Source organism: Candidatus Margulisiibacteriota bacterium (assembly GCA_018822365.1).
Classification (GTDB): Bacteria; Margulisbacteria; WOR-1; order O2-12-FULL-45-9; family XYB2-FULL-48-7; genus XYB2-FULL-45-9.
On the sequence record JAHJKL010000061.1, the window covers coordinates 1 to 15,368 of the forward strand.

General features: G+C 52.0%; 18 protein-coding genes. 9 read left to right on the forward strand and 9 right to left on the reverse strand.

The genetic code is table 11. From position 1 onward, the window contains the following. Together KKF06_05240 and KKF06_05245 are read right to left on the reverse strand one after the other, a co-directional pair. Window positions 1-960, reverse strand: a 960-nt coding sequence (locus KKF06_05240) for a 3-isopropylmalate dehydratase large subunit (GenBank protein ID MBU1617158.1), incomplete at its 3' end; no start/stop codon positions are given. 50 nt (window positions 961-1,010) lie between these two features. Continuing rightward, window positions 1,011-1,919: a hypothetical protein gene (locus KKF06_05245; GenBank protein MBU1617159.1), complete on the reverse strand. Its 909-nt coding sequence runs from the start codon at window positions 1,917-1,919 to the stop codon at window positions 1,011-1,013. Between the two features lie 68 nt (window positions 1,920-1,987). On the opposite strand from KKF06_05245, the gene rnc reads away from it, so the two are divergent. From rnc to KKF06_05270, 5 genes are read left to right on the forward strand one after another with little or no spacing between them, the layout of a single operon-like run. Next, entirely contained in the window at window positions 1,988-2,761 is a 774-nt protein-coding gene (rnc, locus tag KKF06_05250; GenBank protein MBU1617160.1) for a ribonuclease III, read from the forward strand. Further along, window positions 2,742-4,028, forward strand: coding sequence for a dihydroorotase (locus KKF06_05255; GenBank protein MBU1617161.1), 1,287 nt, complete (start codon window positions 2,742-2,744; stop codon window positions 4,026-4,028). Before rnc ends, KKF06_05255 begins: the two co-directional genes overlap by 20 nt. Beyond that, window positions 4,012-4,665 (forward strand): carboxypeptidase-like regulatory domain-containing protein, encoded by a 654-nt coding sequence (locus tag KKF06_05260; protein MBU1617162.1) that lies wholly within the window; start codon window positions 4,012-4,014, stop codon window positions 4,663-4,665. Before KKF06_05255 ends, KKF06_05260 begins: the two co-directional genes overlap by 17 nt. A 41-nt stretch (window positions 4,666-4,706) precedes the next feature. Further along, window positions 4,707-5,126, forward strand: coding sequence for a hypothetical protein (locus KKF06_05265; protein MBU1617163.1), 420 nt, complete (start codon window positions 4,707-4,709; stop codon window positions 5,124-5,126). Next, entirely contained in the window at window positions 5,123-6,274 is a 1,152-nt protein-coding gene (locus KKF06_05270) for a hypothetical protein (protein MBU1617164.1), read from the forward strand. Before KKF06_05265 ends, KKF06_05270 begins: the two co-directional genes overlap by 4 nt. Here the strand turns inward: KKF06_05270 and KKF06_05275 are convergent. From KKF06_05275 to KKF06_05290, 4 genes are read right to left on the reverse strand one after another with little or no spacing between them, the layout of a single operon-like run. Next, a complete protein-coding gene (locus KKF06_05275) occupies window positions 6,271-6,996 on the reverse strand; it encodes a UPF0280 family protein (GenBank protein MBU1617165.1) in 726 nt (241 codons plus the stop codon). The genes KKF06_05270 and KKF06_05275 overlap by 4 nt on opposite strands. Window positions 6,997-7,025: 29 nt before the next feature. Then, complete coding sequence (gene hisB / locus KKF06_05280; GenBank protein ID MBU1617166.1) at window positions 7,026-7,646, reverse strand: imidazoleglycerol-phosphate dehydratase HisB; 621 nt, start codon at window positions 7,644-7,646, stop codon at window positions 7,026-7,028. Beyond that, on the reverse strand, window positions 7,647-8,648 hold the full coding sequence (gene ruvB / locus KKF06_05285) for a Holliday junction branch migration DNA helicase RuvB (protein MBU1617167.1): 1,002 nt from the start codon (window positions 8,646-8,648) through the stop codon (window positions 7,647-7,649). It abuts the gene before it with no gap. Further along, window positions 8,629-10,725 carry a tetratricopeptide repeat protein gene (locus tag KKF06_05290; GenBank protein ID MBU1617168.1) on the reverse strand — a complete coding sequence of 699 codons (2,097 nt, stop codon included), beginning with the start codon at window positions 10,723-10,725 and terminating at the stop codon, window positions 8,629-8,631. Before KKF06_05290 ends, ruvB begins: the two co-directional genes overlap by 20 nt. Before the next feature lie 133 nt (window positions 10,726-10,858). Here KKF06_05290 and galT point away from each other — a divergent pair, with 133 nt between their 5' ends. From galT to KKF06_05310, 4 genes are read left to right on the forward strand one after another with little or no spacing between them, the layout of a single operon-like run. Next, the gene (gene galT / locus KKF06_05295; protein MBU1617169.1) at window positions 10,859-11,875 is read left to right on the forward strand and encodes a galactose-1-phosphate uridylyltransferase; all 1,017 of its coding nucleotides are present in this window, start codon (window positions 10,859-10,861) and stop codon (window positions 11,873-11,875) included. Beyond that, on the forward strand, window positions 11,872-12,474 hold the full coding sequence (locus KKF06_05300) for a TlyA family RNA methyltransferase (protein MBU1617170.1): 603 nt from the start codon (window positions 11,872-11,874) through the stop codon (window positions 12,472-12,474). The genes galT and KKF06_05300 overlap by 4 nt, the downstream gene beginning before the upstream one ends. Then, window positions 12,443-12,883, forward strand: a complete 441-nt coding sequence (locus KKF06_05305) for a hypothetical protein (protein ID MBU1617171.1) — start codon at window positions 12,443-12,445, stop codon at window positions 12,881-12,883. Before KKF06_05300 ends, KKF06_05305 begins: the two co-directional genes overlap by 32 nt. Window positions 12,884-12,894: 11 nt before the next feature. Further along, entirely contained in the window at window positions 12,895-13,653 is a 759-nt protein-coding gene (locus KKF06_05310) for an NAD(+)/NADH kinase (GenBank protein MBU1617172.1), read from the forward strand. Here KKF06_05310 and KKF06_05315 read toward each other — a convergent pair. From KKF06_05315 to KKF06_05325, 3 genes are read right to left on the reverse strand one after another with little or no spacing between them, the layout of a single operon-like run. Continuing rightward, the gene (locus tag KKF06_05315) at window positions 13,650-13,868 is read right to left on the reverse strand and encodes a hypothetical protein (GenBank protein MBU1617173.1); all 219 of its coding nucleotides are present in this window, start codon (window positions 13,866-13,868) and stop codon (window positions 13,650-13,652) included. The two genes, KKF06_05310 and KKF06_05315, sit on opposite strands and share 4 nt — an antisense overlap. A gap of 10 nt (window positions 13,869-13,878) precedes the next feature. Beyond that, entirely contained in the window at window positions 13,879-14,070 is a 192-nt protein-coding gene (locus KKF06_05320; protein MBU1617174.1) for a hypothetical protein, read from the reverse strand. A 48-nt stretch (window positions 14,071-14,118) separates the two neighbouring features. Continuing rightward, window positions 14,119-15,339: a MiaB/RimO family radical SAM methylthiotransferase gene (locus KKF06_05325; protein MBU1617175.1), complete on the reverse strand. Its 1,221-nt coding sequence runs from the start codon at window positions 15,337-15,339 to the stop codon at window positions 14,119-14,121. Window positions 15,340-15,368: the final 29 nt, after the last annotated feature.

Sequence of the window (15,368 nt, forward strand, 5' to 3'; positions counted from 1 at the left end):
GCCGGTTTTGATTTTTTTTCCTTTAAGGATTTTGGCGGCGACCTGGAAATCCTCCAGGCGGCCATTGGTACAGGTCCCGATCAGTCCTTGTTTGACCGGGACTTCGCCGAGTTTTGAGATAGGGACGACATTGTCAACCGCGTGCGGCCTGGCGATTTGCGGCTCCATCTTCGTGACATCGATCTCCATGGCTTGCTTGTAGACGGCGTCTTTGTCGGCGACCTGCGGGTTCGGTTTTTTCTTGGAGTGTTGCTTTACCCATTCCATGGCCTTGGCGTCGGCCGCCATTAACCCGGCTTTGGCGCCGCATTCGATCGCCATGTTGGAGATGGTAAAGCGGGCATCAACCGACATTTCGTCGATCGCCTGGCCGCCGATCTCCAGCGCCAGGTAAGTCGCGCCATCGGCGCCAATTTGGCCGATAAAGAACAAGATCAGGTCTTTGGAGAAAATTCCTTTAGGAAGCTGTCCGTTAAAATTAACTTTCATTGTTTCCGGAACTTTGAACCAGAGCTTACCCGAGATCATGCCCGCGGCAAGGTCAGTCGAGCCGATCCCGGTCGAGAAGACGTTGATCGCCCCGTAGGTGCAGGTGTGAGAATCGGCACCGATCACCAGGTCGCCGGGAACGACGTGCCCTTGTTCCGGGGTGATCTGGTGGCAGACCCCGCAGCCGACGTCGTAAAGCTTGACCCCTTGTTCGAGGCAGAATTCGCGGATCTTTTTGTGGATGGCCGAGACCCCTTCGTTAGGGGAGGGGGAGCTATGGTCGATAATAATAGAGATCTTGCTCGGGTCGGCGACATTCTTAGCCTGCATCTTGCGGAATGAGTCAATGGCGACCCCGGAAGTCCCGTCCTGACCGATCATAAAATCGAGGCCGGCAATGACGATGTCTCCGGCCTTAGCGTCCCGACCGGAGTGGTTGGAGAGTATTTTCTCGGCGATTGTCTTGCCCATGATGGAACTATTTTATCATAAAGTGGAAAAAATGACGAGAGATGCTGCGGTTACTTCTTTTTCCTGTCCCCCAGCGCTTTCTGCACCAGGCTTGCTTTCTCGATCAGGTAGGGGTCGAGCCCTTCCATTTCGTGGACCTCTTTTAACAGTTTGGAGGCTTTTGGGTGGCTGACGATGTCGGCCAGGTTGAGCTTGGCCCTGGCGACCAGGTCTTTGTATTCAAATTTTATCTTGATGACCTCGGTCAGCAGTTTTTCCGCCCGCTGCAGGTCGCCGGACTTGACCCGCCGCATCAGGATCTCCGCTTTGACGATCTTCCCTTTGCCAACAAAATAATCATCTGGGCGCGAAGCCAGTTCTTTAAGGGAGAGGTCGACCAGTTTTATCGCGGGGCCCAGATCGTTCGGGTCGCGGTAGAGGATGATTTCCGCCTTGGAAAGGAGGGCGCGGCCGCGGAAATACCAGTGGGCCTCTTTTTCCTTGACTACCTGGTTAAGCAGTTCCAGGGCGCTGGCCCAGTCCCCTTTTTCCCGGCGAGCCAGGCGGAGCTCCGCTTCCACGACCAGGGCTTTGGCGGCAAAGAATTCAGAAAGGTTTTTCCCCAGGATCTCACGGGCTTTTTCGCAGAGGGAAATGGCGTTGCCGAATTCTTCCGGGATGCCGATCAAAAGCTCGGCTTTGCCGATCAGGGCGCGGGCCTTGAGGTATTCCGGCGGGTTTTTCAGCAGGATCTGGTCGTACATTCTCATCGCTTCAAGATGATCGCCGGGACTGTTGCGGCCAACTAAAAGATCGGCGATCCCGAACATGATCTCAGCAGAATCGGAGCGTTCGGCGTGTTGTCTCAAAATGCTTTTATAACGTTTTAGGACCTTGTTGACCTTTTCTTTTTCAGAGGGGATGGGGAAGCCGACTTCCTTGTCGACAATATAACTCATGATCGGCGATAAAATGACCATAATTGCCCATCTCCTTAAGGATTTTTGCGTTTGCAATCATATTCTATATGATGTAAAATAGTATGTCAATGGAACCCTTATCGCCGGAACGTTTAACTGAACTTCGAGAGCTGGAAAAACGCGTCAGCGTCCCCTTTATCAATCAATACCTCCTGAACCAGGCTATGACCCACAGCTCTTATGCCCACGAAAAGAACCTCAAAGATAACGAGCGGCTGGAATTCCTTGGGGATGCGGTCTTAAAACTGGTTGTAACAGAGTATATTTACAACAAGTTTCCCACGCATGATGAAGGTGAGTTAACCAAGATCAGGGCGGCGGTCATTTCTGACGAAACCTTGGCGATTATTGGCCAACGGCTTGAGCTAGGCGAAGCGCTCCTTCTTAGTCAGAACGAAAAAAAAGGGGGGGGGCAAAAGCGCAAATCCAACCTGGCCAACGCTTTTGAAGCGTTGATTGGAGCGGTTTATCTTGACGCCGGCATAGGCCGGTCGCGCGACCTGATCCTGGAAAATCTGCGCGGCGAGATAGAGATCGTTTCCAAAGCCGGCTACATTCGCGACTACAAGTCGACTCTTCAGGAATTTGTCCAAAAAAACAAGTGGACCCTGCCTCAATACCGGGTGATCAAGGAGAGCGGGCCAGAACACAAGCGGGTCTTTTTTGTCGAGGTCAAGGTCAATGGGAAATCGCTTGGTGTTGGCCGGGGCAACAACAAAAAAGAAGCGGAACAACAGGCCGCGACGGTTGCTGTAAAAACCTTAAAAGGGGAAGAGAAAAAACCGGGGATCCTGTCCAGATTTAAAAAGAGGTTAAAAGCAGATGACAAAGTGGCTGATTAAGAACGGGACAATTGTCGACCCAACCGGCAAGCATGGCGGAGGGCGCGACTTGTTGATCGAAGACGGCAAGATCACGAAAATAGCGGCCAGGCTGACGGCGAACGGGGCCAGGGTCATTGATGCCAAAGGGCTGATGATTATGCCGGGTTTGATCGACATGCATACCCACTTGCGAGACCCTGGACAACCGGAAAAAGAGACGATCGCCAGCGGCTCGCGCGCGGCCGCCCTGGGTGGCTTTACGACGATCTGCTGCATGGCGAACACCACCCCGCCGCTTGACGACCCGGCATTAATTGCTTATATCGTCGGAAAGGCGGAAAAAGAAGCGGTTGTCAATGTTTTGCCGGTCGCCGCGGCGACTAAAGGTTTAAAAGGGGAGGAAATTGCCGAAATGGGGCGCTGCGTGGCCGCCGGTGCGGTTGCCTTCTCCGATGACGGCCAAACGATCGGCCGGAGTGACGTGATGCGCCGGGCGATCGAATATGCCAAACAATTTAACAAACCGATCATTGCCCATTGTGAGGATACCAATCTTTCAAGAGGTGGAGCGATGAACGAAAGCCAGCTTTCAACCGAGATCGGTTTACCGGGAATTCCCGCGCTGGCTGAAGAAGTGGTGGTTGCCAGGGATCTGCTCCTCGCGAAAAAATACGGGCGGGTCCATATTGCCCATGTTTCGTCGGCCGGCTCGGTTAGGTTGGTCCGCCAGGCAAAAAAGGATGGGGCTCCGGTGACCTGTGAAACCGCCCCCCATTATTTCTCTTTGACCGAAGAATCGGTCCGCAACTACGATGCTAATGCCAAGGTCAGTCCCCCGCTAAGATCAGAAAAGGACAGGAAGGAGATCATCCGCGGTCTAAAGGACGGAACGATAGATGCGATCGCGACCGACCATGCTCCCCACACTTTAGAAGAAAAAAAGATTGAGTTTAGCCAGGCCGCGAATGGCTTGATCGGCCTGGAAACTGCTTTGGCGCTGGCACTGACCAAATTGTTGCCGGAAGGCTTAACCGTTAAAGATGTCGTTAAATTAATGGCGACCAACCCTGCCGGGATCCTTGGCTTGACCGGCAAGGGGAAACTGGAGGCCGGCGCCGATGCCGACATTATTATTGTCGATCCAAAGGCGGAATGGACCGTTGATCCGGAAAAATTCGTTTCCATTAGCCGGAACACCCCTTTTGCCGGCGCGCGCCTTAAAGGAAAAGTCCTGTACACCATCGTCAGCGGCAAATTAGTCGTAAAAGATGGCAAACTTGTTTAGGTGTCTTTGTAAAATAGTTGTTTCCTCATTAGTCATTAGTCATTTAGCCTTTGTCATTTTTCTTTCCGGTTGCGGCGACCTGGAAGGGGCGGTCACTTCAATTACGGTTTCCCCGTCTACGGTTACGGTTGGCGTCAACCAAGCCCAATACTTTTCCGCGATCGCCAAAGATGCAAATGGCTTGATCGTTTCGGTCACCCCGACCTGGTCGGTAACCGGCGGGATCGGCTCAATTACTTCTGGGGGGATATTTACCGCGACCTCTGCTGCGGCTACGGGGGCGGTGGTAGCGACGACCAATTCTATTTCAGGACGATCAACGGTAACGATCACCACTTTGGGTTGGGTTGAAGGACGGGTCTCTGACAACAAAGGGAACAGGGTGAATGGGATCAGGGTTTATTTAAAGAATACTTCTCCTCTCCTGGTTGATTTTGCCGACTCAAACGGTGATTATAGTATAGAGAATGTTCCTGCCGGGCATTATGAGGTCTGGACCGACGAAACTTCAACGATTTATATTCCGGCTTCAGTTGAAGCGACGGTATCAAGCGGCGAAAAATCGCAATTCCATAATTTTACTTTATACTATTATACTGATCCCCCCGACACAACCACGCCGGAATTAACCCCATAAAGCAAAAAATCCGTTGGCAATAAAATTGCTTCGGTTTCCGTATGAAACGTGCGTTGATTGCGGAAAAGAAAAAATATGCAAATAAAGGAGACCACCGTCTCGACTGCCTAATTATTATCTTCTTCGCTTGTTTTTTAACCTCCTGCGCCGTAAGTGAGCCGCCAGAACAGGGGAGCCTCACTGTCCGATCGGTTCCGGACGAAGAACCGACCAGGGAAGCGGTCTATGTTTATAACGAGAAGCCAGCTGTCAATGACAGCTTAGAACTGCGGAGCGAGCCCCTCCTCCTTTCGTCCGGTTACGCCCGGTTGGTTGGGGTGGTCAGAGGGGATAGACAGGTGGCGTTGATCGAACTTGGAGGAAGAGGGCTCACCGCAGTCGTAGGAGATGCTGTTGATGGCTACGCGATCGAAAAAATTGGCAGAGCAGCGGTCTACCTAAGAAAGGAGCCGGGAAAATGAGGGGGAGGCTTGCGGGTCTGCTGCTGATATTGCTCTTAAATATTGCCGGGGCGGAAACGATCATCCCGAGGATCGATTTTGATAACGCGTCGATTGTCGACATCGTTGCGGCTTTGGGGAAGAGCAGCGGATGCAGTTTGATCTTTTCAGGTGATCCAACGGCGCTGCAGGGAAAACGGGCGACGATCCACTTGAAGGAGGTGCCATTGGAGGAAGCGCTCGGAACGATCCTGTCGACTAATGGCTTATGCTTTGAAAAACAGGGGGAAGCGTATCTGATCTCTTCCCTTCCCCAGGACCTTAATAACAGCGGATATACCCAAAAAACTGAACGACTAACGTTAAAATATTTACCGGCAGTCAGAGCGGTTGAGCTTTTAAGCAAAGTTTTTCCGACGGCGATATTTCAGGAGGGGGAGCGGTCGGCCGCTTTGCTTTGTAGAGGGAAAAAAACGGAGCTGGAAGAGGCAAGGCGCCTGCTTGCTAAAATTGACCTGCCTCAGCCGCAGATCCTGATCGAAAGCAGGATCGTTGAGTTGTCGCAGAGCGATTCAACCCGCCTGGGGATCTCTTACGGCAACGGAACGATCAGATTCATGACCGCAGACGAGTCCAAAAAGACCGGGTTAAGTGAGAACCTTTCTTCAGCACTCAACGCTTTGATCGCGGAAGGAAGGGCCAATGTTATTGCTTCTCCGCGCATTGCCACTCTTGATAACAAGGAAGCGGTCATAAATATCGGAAGCCGCGTTCCGTATGCTGTCCCGGTTGGCGGCGCTACCGTCGCGGCCCAATGGACGGTAGAATATCTTGATGCCGGCATTAAGCTTAAGGTCCTGCCGCAGATAGGAGAAAAGAAGGAGATCACCACCTGGCTGCAGCCGGAAGTTTCATCGATTGCTGAATGGCGAACGACAGCTGCGGGGGATTTTCCGGTGATCGCCGCCCGAAGCGCGGCCGCGACGGTCCGGGTCAAAAATGGGGAGACGATAGTGATCGGCGGACTGACTTCGGAGATCGAGCGGAAGAACGTTGTCCGCGTGCCGTTTTTAGGTTTTCTGCCAATTGTTGGCGCTCTTTTTCAAAATACCATAGTTGAAAAGGAAAAAACAGAGATCGTCTTTATGGTGACCCCCCGCATTATTTAAGCGGAGATCAACTTGATCTTTCCCATCATTCCCATCTGGTCATCTTTTATTATCAGGACCCCGTCTAGTCCCCGGGTTTTTCTGGCAATAGCCAACCCAGAATCAATGTCGGCCGCGTCTTTAATAACATTGTTGATCGCAGTTGAGGCGGCATCGGCCAGCGGGGCATCGCGGGAAACGACCATCACCAGGTCCCCCTTGCCAAATCCGACCGAGCGTCCGGAATGGCCAGAGGTCATGGAGATGGCAAAAGGCTCTTTTTGCGGATCAAGCTCGACCAGGATCTTTTCTGAAAAGGGGGAATCCCCGGCATAAACGGTTAGTTTGCGGGGCTTAACCAGCCGCAAATAGATGTCGCCGCCGTTCTCGATGATCAGCTCATCGGTAAATTGCAGCAGATCACGGCCAACCAGCTCGGCGATCGCACCGGCGACCGCGGCCATCGGGCCGACCTTCATTTTCTTGGCGGCGGCTGCCATTAGTTTAATGATCGGCGGGGCGTTAAAAGAGACGCGGACCGGGGAAAGCGAGCGGAGGAATTTGGGGTTTGATTCAATGAATTGTTCCAGGGTTCCCCGATGTTTGATAACGCTTCCCATCGCTTTATCATAGAGGTTGCTATTGGCCTGGATCAGCAGGTCTGTTTCTTTTTCAACCAGTTCAAAACGGACCAGCTCTTCGGCCTTAATGTAGTTGCGGTAAGCTCTTTCCTGGTAGACCATTGCTTAAATTATAGCAGAAATCCCAGGGATTAAAGGACCCCTTTGGTTGACGGAACTCCGCTTTTTCGCGGGTTGATGGCGCAGGCCCTTTGCAGGGCGACCCCAAAGGCTTTAAAGATCGCTTCGACCTTGTGGTGAGTGTTCTTTCCCCTGGCCAGGTCGATATGCAGGGAGATTCCCGCCTTGTAAACGAACGCTTCAAAAAACTCGCGGAGCATTTCTGCGTCCAGTGAAAGCTTGACCCGTTCAGTCCCGATTTCCGCGTAGACCAACTCCTTGGGGAACTTGGCCTTAAAGGTAAAATGGGGACGACCAGAAATATCGATCGCTGCTTTAACGTCGGCCAGTGACTCGTCCATTGGAAGGATAGCATGGCCGTATCGTTCGATCTTGAGCTTTTTCCCCAGAGCTTTGGCAAAGGCTTCTCCTAAAGCTAAACCAGTATCTTCGACTAAATGATGGAGATCGATCTCCAGATCACCTTTGGCGCTGATTTTGAGGTCAAAAAGCCCGTGTTTGGCAAAAAGGGTGAACATGTGGGCCAGAAAGGGGATCGGGTAGTTGATCTCGCTCTTTCCCTTCCCTTCAATGATCAGCTCGATCTTGATGTTGGTCTCTTTGGTTTTACGGTGCAGCTTAGCTTTTCTCATTTAACCCTCCTTGAATAATCCGGCCTGATCGGTTGATTTGCTTTTGATCGAGATGCCTAGGTGCTTGTAAGCGTTGGGGGTGGCGGCCCGGCCGCGCTGGGTCCGTTCGATAAAACCAAGCTGCAGCAGGTATGGCTCGTAAACATCCTCAATTGTTTCCACGGCTTCCGAGATCCCGGCGGCAATCGTTTCAACTCCGACAGGCCCCCCTTTAAACTTATCGATTATCGTCGATAAATATTTACGGTCGATCTTGTCCAGACCAAATTCGTCTACCCCCATGGAGACCAGGCAGTCACGGGCCAGTTGGGGGGTGAGGACGGTTGTTCCTTTGACCTGGGCGAAATCACGGACCCGGCGCAAAAAGCGGATGGCAATGCGAGGCGTCCCTCGGGCGCGTTTGGCAACTTCGGCCGCTCCGCCGTCATCAATGGAAATATCCATTTTTTTGGCGGCGCGGCCAATGATCTCTTTTAGCTCGTCAATGGAATAATATTCAAGCCGGTTGATAATGCCAAAACGGTCGCGCAGCGGAGACGAGAGAAGCCCGATCCTGGTCGTGGCCCCGACCAGGGTAAATTTGGGAAGGTCAAGGCGGATGGAGCGGGCGCTTGGTCCTTTACCGATGATAATGTCGAGGGCAAAGTCTTCCATTGCGGGGTAGAGGACCTCTTCGACCGTTTTATTGAGTCGATGGATCTCGTCAATAAAAAGGATATCGTGTTCCTTTAGGTTGGTCAGGATCGCCGCCAGGTCTCCCGGGCGTTCGATTGCCGGGCCGGAAGTTATTTTGATGCTGGCGCCGATCTCGTTGGCAATAATATTGGCCAGAGTGGTTTTTCCCAGTCCGGGCGGGCCGTAAAAGAGAAGGTGTTCCAGCGCCTCCCCTCTGGAGCGGACCGCGTCGATATGGATCTGCAGGTTTTTCTTGATCTGCCCCTGGCCGATAAAATTAGCGAAGCGCCGAGGGCGCAATCCTTCTTCAGCTTCCGGTTCCGCCATAAAGCCTCTTATATTCAAAATAGCTGTTCATCACTTTTTGCACGTAGAGCCGGGTTTCTTTGATCGGGATGCTTTCGACAAACTCGTCTATGTCGATCGCGCCAATATCTCCTCCGTACCAGTTTTTCACATACCGCCAAACCCGGTTTGGGCCGCCATTGTATCCGGCAAGCGAAAGATAGACGTTGTTGTTGAAGCTTTTGATCAGATTAGCCAGATAATATGAGCCCATTTTAATGTTGATGTCGGTGTCATAAAGCTTGGAAGTGCGATAGCGGGAGAGTTTTAATTCTTTGGCCAGCCCAAGGCCGGTTCCCGGCATGATCTGCATCAGTCCCCTGGCGGAGGCGTGAGAGCGGGCGTTGTTTAAAAAACGGCTCTCTTCCCTGATGACCGCCAGGACGAGGTAGGGATCGACCCCATAGTTGTTTGACTCCGCGCGAACAGTTTTCCAATAACCACGAGGGTAAGCAAGCTGCCAAACCTTTTCCGGGAGTGCGTCGACCTTGTCTGAGTATAGGGCGGAATCGATCTTTTGCTGGGCAAAGCGAATGGCGGAAATATAGCGGCCGGCCCGGACCAGGACTTCGCCAAGCTTAAGCTGGGCCGATTCTTTGTCGGTGTCGGCTGAGCCGTTTACCAGGAATTTTGCTTCCTCGGCGGCAAAGGAGGTCAGCCCCAGGTCCATTAGCTCCTGATATTTGCTCAAATGAAGAGCCAGGTCGGCCGGATCAAGGGTCGTTTTTTCCGATTTGCTTTGGAGCCAGATATCCATAAGAGTGGATAGCTCCTCATTATCTTTTTCATTGATCGTCTTGAGAACTTCCCCGATATTGTCGAATTTCAAGGCGACCTGGTCGCTAATGGCGTTTCCGGTCAGGCGAAGCCTTTCCTGGGCGCGATAGGCGTAATAGGTATGATCGAACCGCTTGGCGAGTTTTTTGTAAACCTCCAGCGCGGCCCCGGTGTTCCCCTGCCGTTCCAGGGATTTGGCCTCAAAAAAGTAACAGCGGGGGGTCTCGCTTCCCATCGGATAAAGCTGGGCGAGGTGAAAATAATTGACGGCGTTTTGCCAGTCGCTGGCCCAATAATACACTTTTCCCATTCGCCAGATAGCGGAGGAGGCGGTGCTGCTGTTCGGATAATTTTTAACCAATGAATAATAGTCTTCCAGCGCGTGATTGGTGTCCCCCAGCAGCTCCCTGAAGTATCCGCGCCAGTAAAGGGCTTCCGGGGCCAGGTCGGAGGCCGGGGCTTTGCCGATCACCCGACCCAGAGCGGTGACCGCCCAGTCGTATTTGCCGCGCCGGCCGTAAGCCCGTCCCAGGTAGTAATTGGCTTTGCCGGCAAGATTAGGGGCGTTGCGTGCCGCTTTTTCCAGATTGGCGATCCCCTGGTCGTAATCATCGTCCAGGGTTTCCGCCCGGCCAAGCATGATCCACGCTTCATTGAGATAACTGCTTTTTGGATAGGTCCGGGCCAGACGATTAAATATATTGGCCGCCATTTTGTACTCTTCCTGGTTAAAGTAGGCCATCCCCTGGTTAAAAAGCGCTTTTTCCGAAGCTTGATATTGGGGGAGCTTTTTTTTGTATTTTTTCTTTAATTTGGAGATCGCCAGCCTGGATAAATGGCCATACCTGCTTAACGGATGGTAAAGATCGGTCTCTTCGTAGGCAAAATACGCACCCTTCCAGTCGCCGTTCTTTTCGTGGCTTAAAGCAATAAGATAGCGGGCCTCATCTGCTTCTTCCAGTTCCGGGTATTTTTCCAGTAGAGCGCTAAATGTTTTTACCGCTGTTTGATAATTCTTGTTATGGTAAAAGCTTTTCCCAAGCTGCAGCGCTCCCTTTGACAGGAGCAGGCTCTTTGGGTAGTTGGCCGTTAAAGTCTGGTATTGTTCGATCGCGTTAGGAAAAAGCTTATCTTTATAATATAGATTTGCCGCCGCAAAGCAGGCGTAGTCGCGCAACGAAAAAGCCGGATCCTCAGCCGCTTTTAGATAAAACTCGATCGCGGCGGAAGTTTCTCCCTTCCGCTCCGCCTGCAGGCCGGAGTGGAAGTTCTCGACCGCCATGTTGGTTCGTCCCCCTTCAATAGTTTGGGCCTCAAGGGGGATAAAAAGGGACAGCAAGAGTATTGTCGCGATGAAAATACGCATATTTGGCAAGGATTAATTGTAACACCGAGTGTGTTATAATACAACCGCTATGCCAGAGTTGCGGCAAAATCCTGCCACCAAGGAATGGGTGATCATCGCGACCGAGCGGGCCAAACGGCCTGAAGACTTGGGGTCCGGCACCTGCCAGGCCACAGAAGCCCAAAAACAAGCCTGCCCATTTTGCCCGGGTAAAGAAAATTTATCCCCGGGAGAGATCCTGGCATACCGGGACTTTGGAACAGGCCCGGATTCCCCGGGCTGGTGGATCAGGATAATCCATAATAAATACGCGGCCCTGATGCCGGACGGAAAGAACAGGGAGCGGACCAAGCTGCTTGATTATTTTACCATGATGAACGGGCTGGGGGAGCATGAAGTGATCATTGAGTCTCCGCACCACGACCAGACCATCGCGACAATGGACGAAAAACAGGTTGAAGAGCTTTTTCTCGCTTATCGTGAACGTTATGTTACTTTATCAAAAGACCCGCAATTTGAAATGATCATCATTTTTAAGAACCATGGGATCGGGGCGGGGACTTCACTGCATCATCCTCATTCCCAGCTCATCGCTACTCCGATCACGCCGTCCCACATCCGGCACCGCTTGGAAGAATCGATGCGTTATTTTGATGATAACGGCCGCTGTGTTTACTGCGAAATGATCGCAAAGGAAAAGTCGATAAAGGAAAGGGTTATAATGGAGACCGACAATTTTATCGCCATTTCACCTTTTGCTTCCCGCTCTCCTTTTGAAACTAAGATCTTGCCTAAAAAACACGCCTCCTCTTTTGACAGCATTACAACCGCCGATGCGAAGGAGTTGGCCTTCGTGATGAGAACGATACTTAAAAAACTTTTTATTTCTCTTAATAACCCCGATTACAATTTTGTGATCAATTCTTCCCCCTGTCACGAAAAGGAAACGGAATATTATCACTGGTACATTAATGTTATTCCCAGGGTCAGTGCCGTTGCCGGTTTTGAGCTTGGCTCGGGTATTTATATAAATACCGTCATACCGGAAGAAGCGGCCAAATATTTGCGCACCATCAAAACGGAATGAGCCGAAAAAAAGAGGACCATCCTTACGTCAGTCGAGGCGGAATTAAACTGGCCGGCGCCTTGGACCAGTTTGCCATTTCCGTAATAGGTCGGACCGCGCTGGATATTGGGGCTTCGACCGGCGGGTTTACCGATTGCCTTCTCCAGCGCGGGGCGGCCAGGGTCTGGGCGATAGATGTCGCCTATGGCCAGTTCGCCTGGAAGCTTCGGCAGGATCCCAGAGTGGTGACGGTCGAGCGGACCAACGTCCGATATTTGACCAGGGAAAAACTCTATCAATCATCCCAGGGCCAAAACGAACCGGCCAACTTTGCCGTCATTGATCTCTCTTTTATCTCTCTAGGCAAAGTCATGCCGGCGGTCTATAATTTGCTCGCGGATCATGCCGAAGTTGTTGCTTTGATCAAGCCGCAGTTTGAAGCCAGGCGTGAACAAGTGGAAAGGGGCGGGATCGTAAGGGACGAGAAGGTCAGAGAAGAGGTCGTTAACCGGGTCAAGGGAGAAGCGGAGGCAGCAGGCTTTAAGGTTAAAAGGGTGATCAAGTCCCCGATCGAAGGAGCGGACGGCAATGTTGAGTTTCTCATCCACCTCGTCAAATGAGGAACATGAATCTTTCCTGGCCAAGTCGGGCTTTAAGGTCCTGTCGAGAAAGCCGCGGGCGATGGTCATTGCCAATGTTGACGGCAAAGACCATTTGGGAAAATTAGAGGCCGACTACATGCTTTCCCGCGACAACCGGCATTATATTGCCATTGTTCAACAGGGGGAAGGGGCGCTTGACCCCAGCGACCCAATTATCCGCCGCCGGCTGGTCGAATTTGACCGAGCCTTCAACTGCCATGGCGTGGTTTTACTAAATCCCCACGAAGGTGTGCTTCATGTTATAAGGTATCGTTTTGTTGTCGAAAAAGGACTGCTTGACCGGGTTTTTCAATTTTTAATGATCACTTTTTTCGTCGCGGTAGTGATCGGCGCGATCTGGCTCATGGTTTATCTGAAACTTTTTTAGAGGAGGAGCAAATGAAGACTATCGGGATAATCAGTAAGATCGAAGATCGCCTGATCGCCGCCACGGCCGATAAGGTTGCCAAAGAAATTAAAGCAATGGGGATTAAAGTTGACCTGGCCAAGGCGGATCTGGTAGTGACGCTGGGGGGGGATGGGACGATCCTTCGGGCGGCCCGGCTATTGGCCAAAAAAGGAATACCTATCTTAGGCGTTCATTTGGGGGGAGTTGGTTTTTTGTCTGAGCTTGAATTAAAGGGGCTAAAGGGAGCCATTGAAAAGATCAGGGCCGGGGAGTATCAGTTGGATGAGCGGGCTATGCTGGAGGCCGAAGTCGGCCGCCGAAAACTCCTGGCCCTTAACGACGTGGTGATCGGCAAAAGCGGGATCTCTCGCGTTATTAAATTTGAACTAGAGAGGATCTCGCGCTATACAGCTGATGGGATGATCTTTGCCACTGCGACCGGTTCGACCGCTTACAACCTGGCTGCCGGCGGGCCGCTCCTGGCGCCGCAGGCAACAAGCATTATCATTTCCCCGATCTGCTGTCATAGCCTCAACACCCGCTCCCTGGTACTGGACGGTCCGGCCGTTCTGCGGCTTACCCGGGGGGATGAAGTTATCTTGACTGCCGATGGCCAGCAAAAAGTGCCGGTCAAGGTTGGAGATAGGGTAGTCATCAAGAGGGCAGCGGAAAAAACCAGGTTTATCAGATTGCGGGATTACGATTTTTTTGGTCGGGTAAGGGAAACCTTTGGCCTGGGCGAGAATTAGTTGTTGAACTGGCCGCTGTTGAGCCCCAGCAGTCCGCCCAGGTCTTCGACCAGGACGATCGGGTGAGGGTCGGAAAGATTGGCTGCCGCGGTGAATGGGAAGATCGAAAAGAGGGTGATCTTCCTGGTTTTCGCGTGGACGATCTTTTGGAAATAATTGAATGAACTGGTTTTTTCCAGGACCTCGATAACTTTTTGATTGTTCATAGTATTCATGGCTTTTCCCCTAAAAATAGCACTTGTCACTGATCGTGACAGTTTTGAGCTTGTTGGCTAGAATATCAAGAAAAGGGGCGATAGGGAGCTGGTCTTTGCCGATAATAGTAGCGTCTTGAACGTAAGAGGCCCGTTTGGCTTTGTTAGGCCTGGTGATGAGGACAACATCGTAATTTTCTCTGCGGACATCTTCGTTGTTCATTGCTCTTTACCTCTCTCATATATATATCGGCAGGTTTAAAGGTAAATTTCAGGTTATTTGTCCAAAGAGGTCGTAAGCGGTTGCCTTGGTGATAAGGGCTTTGACCAGGCTGCCCAGGGAGAGGGGCTTAGCAGACCTAAGGTGAAATATACCGTCTATTTCCGGGGCGTCGCGCCGGGTTCGGCCGAGATAGTTCGCCCCCTTTTTACTTTCGACCATGACCTCAACCTTTTGGCCAACCAGAGCGCGGTTGTTCGTCAGGGAGATTTTAGCCTGGGCGGACATGGCCAGCTGGCGGCGTTTTTCTCTGACTGTTAGAGGGACCTGGCCGGGAAGCTTGGCGGCGGCGGTCCCAACCTCGCGGCAGTAGCCAAAAACCCCGAGTTTCTCAAAACGAGCGGTTTTTATAAAATCGAGAAGCTCATTGAAGTCGGCCTGGGTTTCGCCGGGGAAGCCGACGATCAGCGAGGTGCGTAAAACTACTCCCGGAATATTCTTCCTCAGTTTGGCAAGAAGATATTCAAGGTCGTTCCGGTCGTAGCGCCGGTTCATTTTCTTTAGAACGGCAGAACTGGCGTGCTGGACCGGGATGTCCAGGTATTTGACGATCTTTTTTTCGGCCGAAATCGTTTGGATCAGTTCGTCGGTGATATGGCCGGGGTGGGTGTACATGACGCGGAGCCAGCGGATCCCCTTGGTCCTGGCCGATTGTTTCAGGATGGAAGGAAAGTCGGGGTGGGCGGTCGTATCCTGGGCGACAAAAATAATTTCTTTTGTCCCCCTTTTGGCCAGACCGGCGACCTCTTCTAAAATGTCTTTTTCCGGGCGGAGGCGGAGCTTCCCCCGAATGGTCGGGATCAGGCAATATGAACAGCGGTTGTCGCACCCTTCGGCAATTTTAACGTAGGCGAACCATTTGGGGGTTGCTTTGAGCCTGGGGGTAGAACAGCTAAAGAGCCCGATGCTCTCAACTTCACCGTCGATCGCCGGGAGCTTTAGATCGCCCACCTTTTTCAGCCATTGGGGGAGACAGCCGGCAATGTAGAGTTTGCGGCAGTTCCCTTTTTTCTTCCAGGCGGCCATTTCCCGCAGGACCTTGAGCGCTTCTTTCCGGGCCGGTTTTAAAAAGGCGCAGGTATTGACGATGATAATGTCTGCTTTGGAAGGGTCGGTGGTCAGGTCGTCCCCCCCGGCGGCTACCGAACCCATCATCACCTCGGTGTCGGCCAGGTTTTTTGGGCAGCCTAAACTGACAAAATGATATTTCATCCATATATTATAACACCCGCCTCACCCAG

Bases quoted from the DNA above. Each gene is read 5' to 3' on its own strand.
- KKF06_05245 (MBU1617159.1), bottom strand. From the start codon at position 1,919: ATGGTCATTTTATCGCCGATCATGAGTTATATTGTCGACAAGGAAGTC.
- rnc (MBU1617160.1), top strand. From the start codon at position 1,988: ATGGAACCCTTATCGCCGGAACGTTTAACTGAACTTCGAGAGCTGGAA.
- KKF06_05255 (MBU1617161.1), top strand. From the start codon at position 2,742: ATGACAAAGTGGCTGATTAAGAACGGGACAATTGTCGACCCAACCGGC.
- KKF06_05260 (MBU1617162.1), top strand. From the start codon at position 4,012: ATGGCAAACTTGTTTAGGTGTCTTTGTAAAATAGTTGTTTCCTCATTA.
- KKF06_05265 (MBU1617163.1), top strand. From the start codon at position 4,707: ATGAAACGTGCGTTGATTGCGGAAAAGAAAAAATATGCAAATAAAGGA.
- KKF06_05270 (MBU1617164.1), top strand. From the start codon at position 5,123: ATGAGGGGGAGGCTTGCGGGTCTGCTGCTGATATTGCTCTTAAATATT.
- KKF06_05275 (MBU1617165.1), bottom strand. From the start codon at position 6,996: ATGGTCTACCAGGAAAGAGCTTACCGCAACTACATTAAGGCCGAAGAG.
- hisB (MBU1617166.1), bottom strand. From the start codon at position 7,646: ATGAGAAAAGCTAAGCTGCACCGTAAAACCAAAGAGACCAACATCAAG.
- ruvB (MBU1617167.1), bottom strand. From the start codon at position 8,648: ATGGCGGAACCGGAAGCTGAAGAAGGATTGCGCCCTCGGCGCTTCGCT.
- KKF06_05290 (MBU1617168.1), bottom strand. From the start codon at position 10,725: ATGGCGGTCGAGAACTTCCACTCCGGCCTGCAGGCGGAGCGGAAGGGA.
- galT (MBU1617169.1), top strand. From the start codon at position 10,859: ATGCCAGAGTTGCGGCAAAATCCTGCCACCAAGGAATGGGTGATCATC.
- KKF06_05300 (MBU1617170.1), top strand. From the start codon at position 11,872: ATGAGCCGAAAAAAAGAGGACCATCCTTACGTCAGTCGAGGCGGAATT.
- KKF06_05305 (MBU1617171.1), top strand. From the start codon at position 12,443: ATGTTGAGTTTCTCATCCACCTCGTCAAATGAGGAACATGAATCTTTC.
- KKF06_05310 (MBU1617172.1), top strand. From the start codon at position 12,895: ATGAAGACTATCGGGATAATCAGTAAGATCGAAGATCGCCTGATCGCC.
- KKF06_05315 (MBU1617173.1), bottom strand. From the start codon at position 13,868: ATGAATACTATGAACAATCAAAAAGTTATCGAGGTCCTGGAAAAAACC.
- KKF06_05320 (MBU1617174.1), bottom strand. From the start codon at position 14,070: ATGAACAACGAAGATGTCCGCAGAGAAAATTACGATGTTGTCCTCATC.
- KKF06_05325 (MBU1617175.1), bottom strand. From the start codon at position 15,339: ATGAAATATCATTTTGTCAGTTTAGGCTGCCCAAAAAACCTGGCCGAC.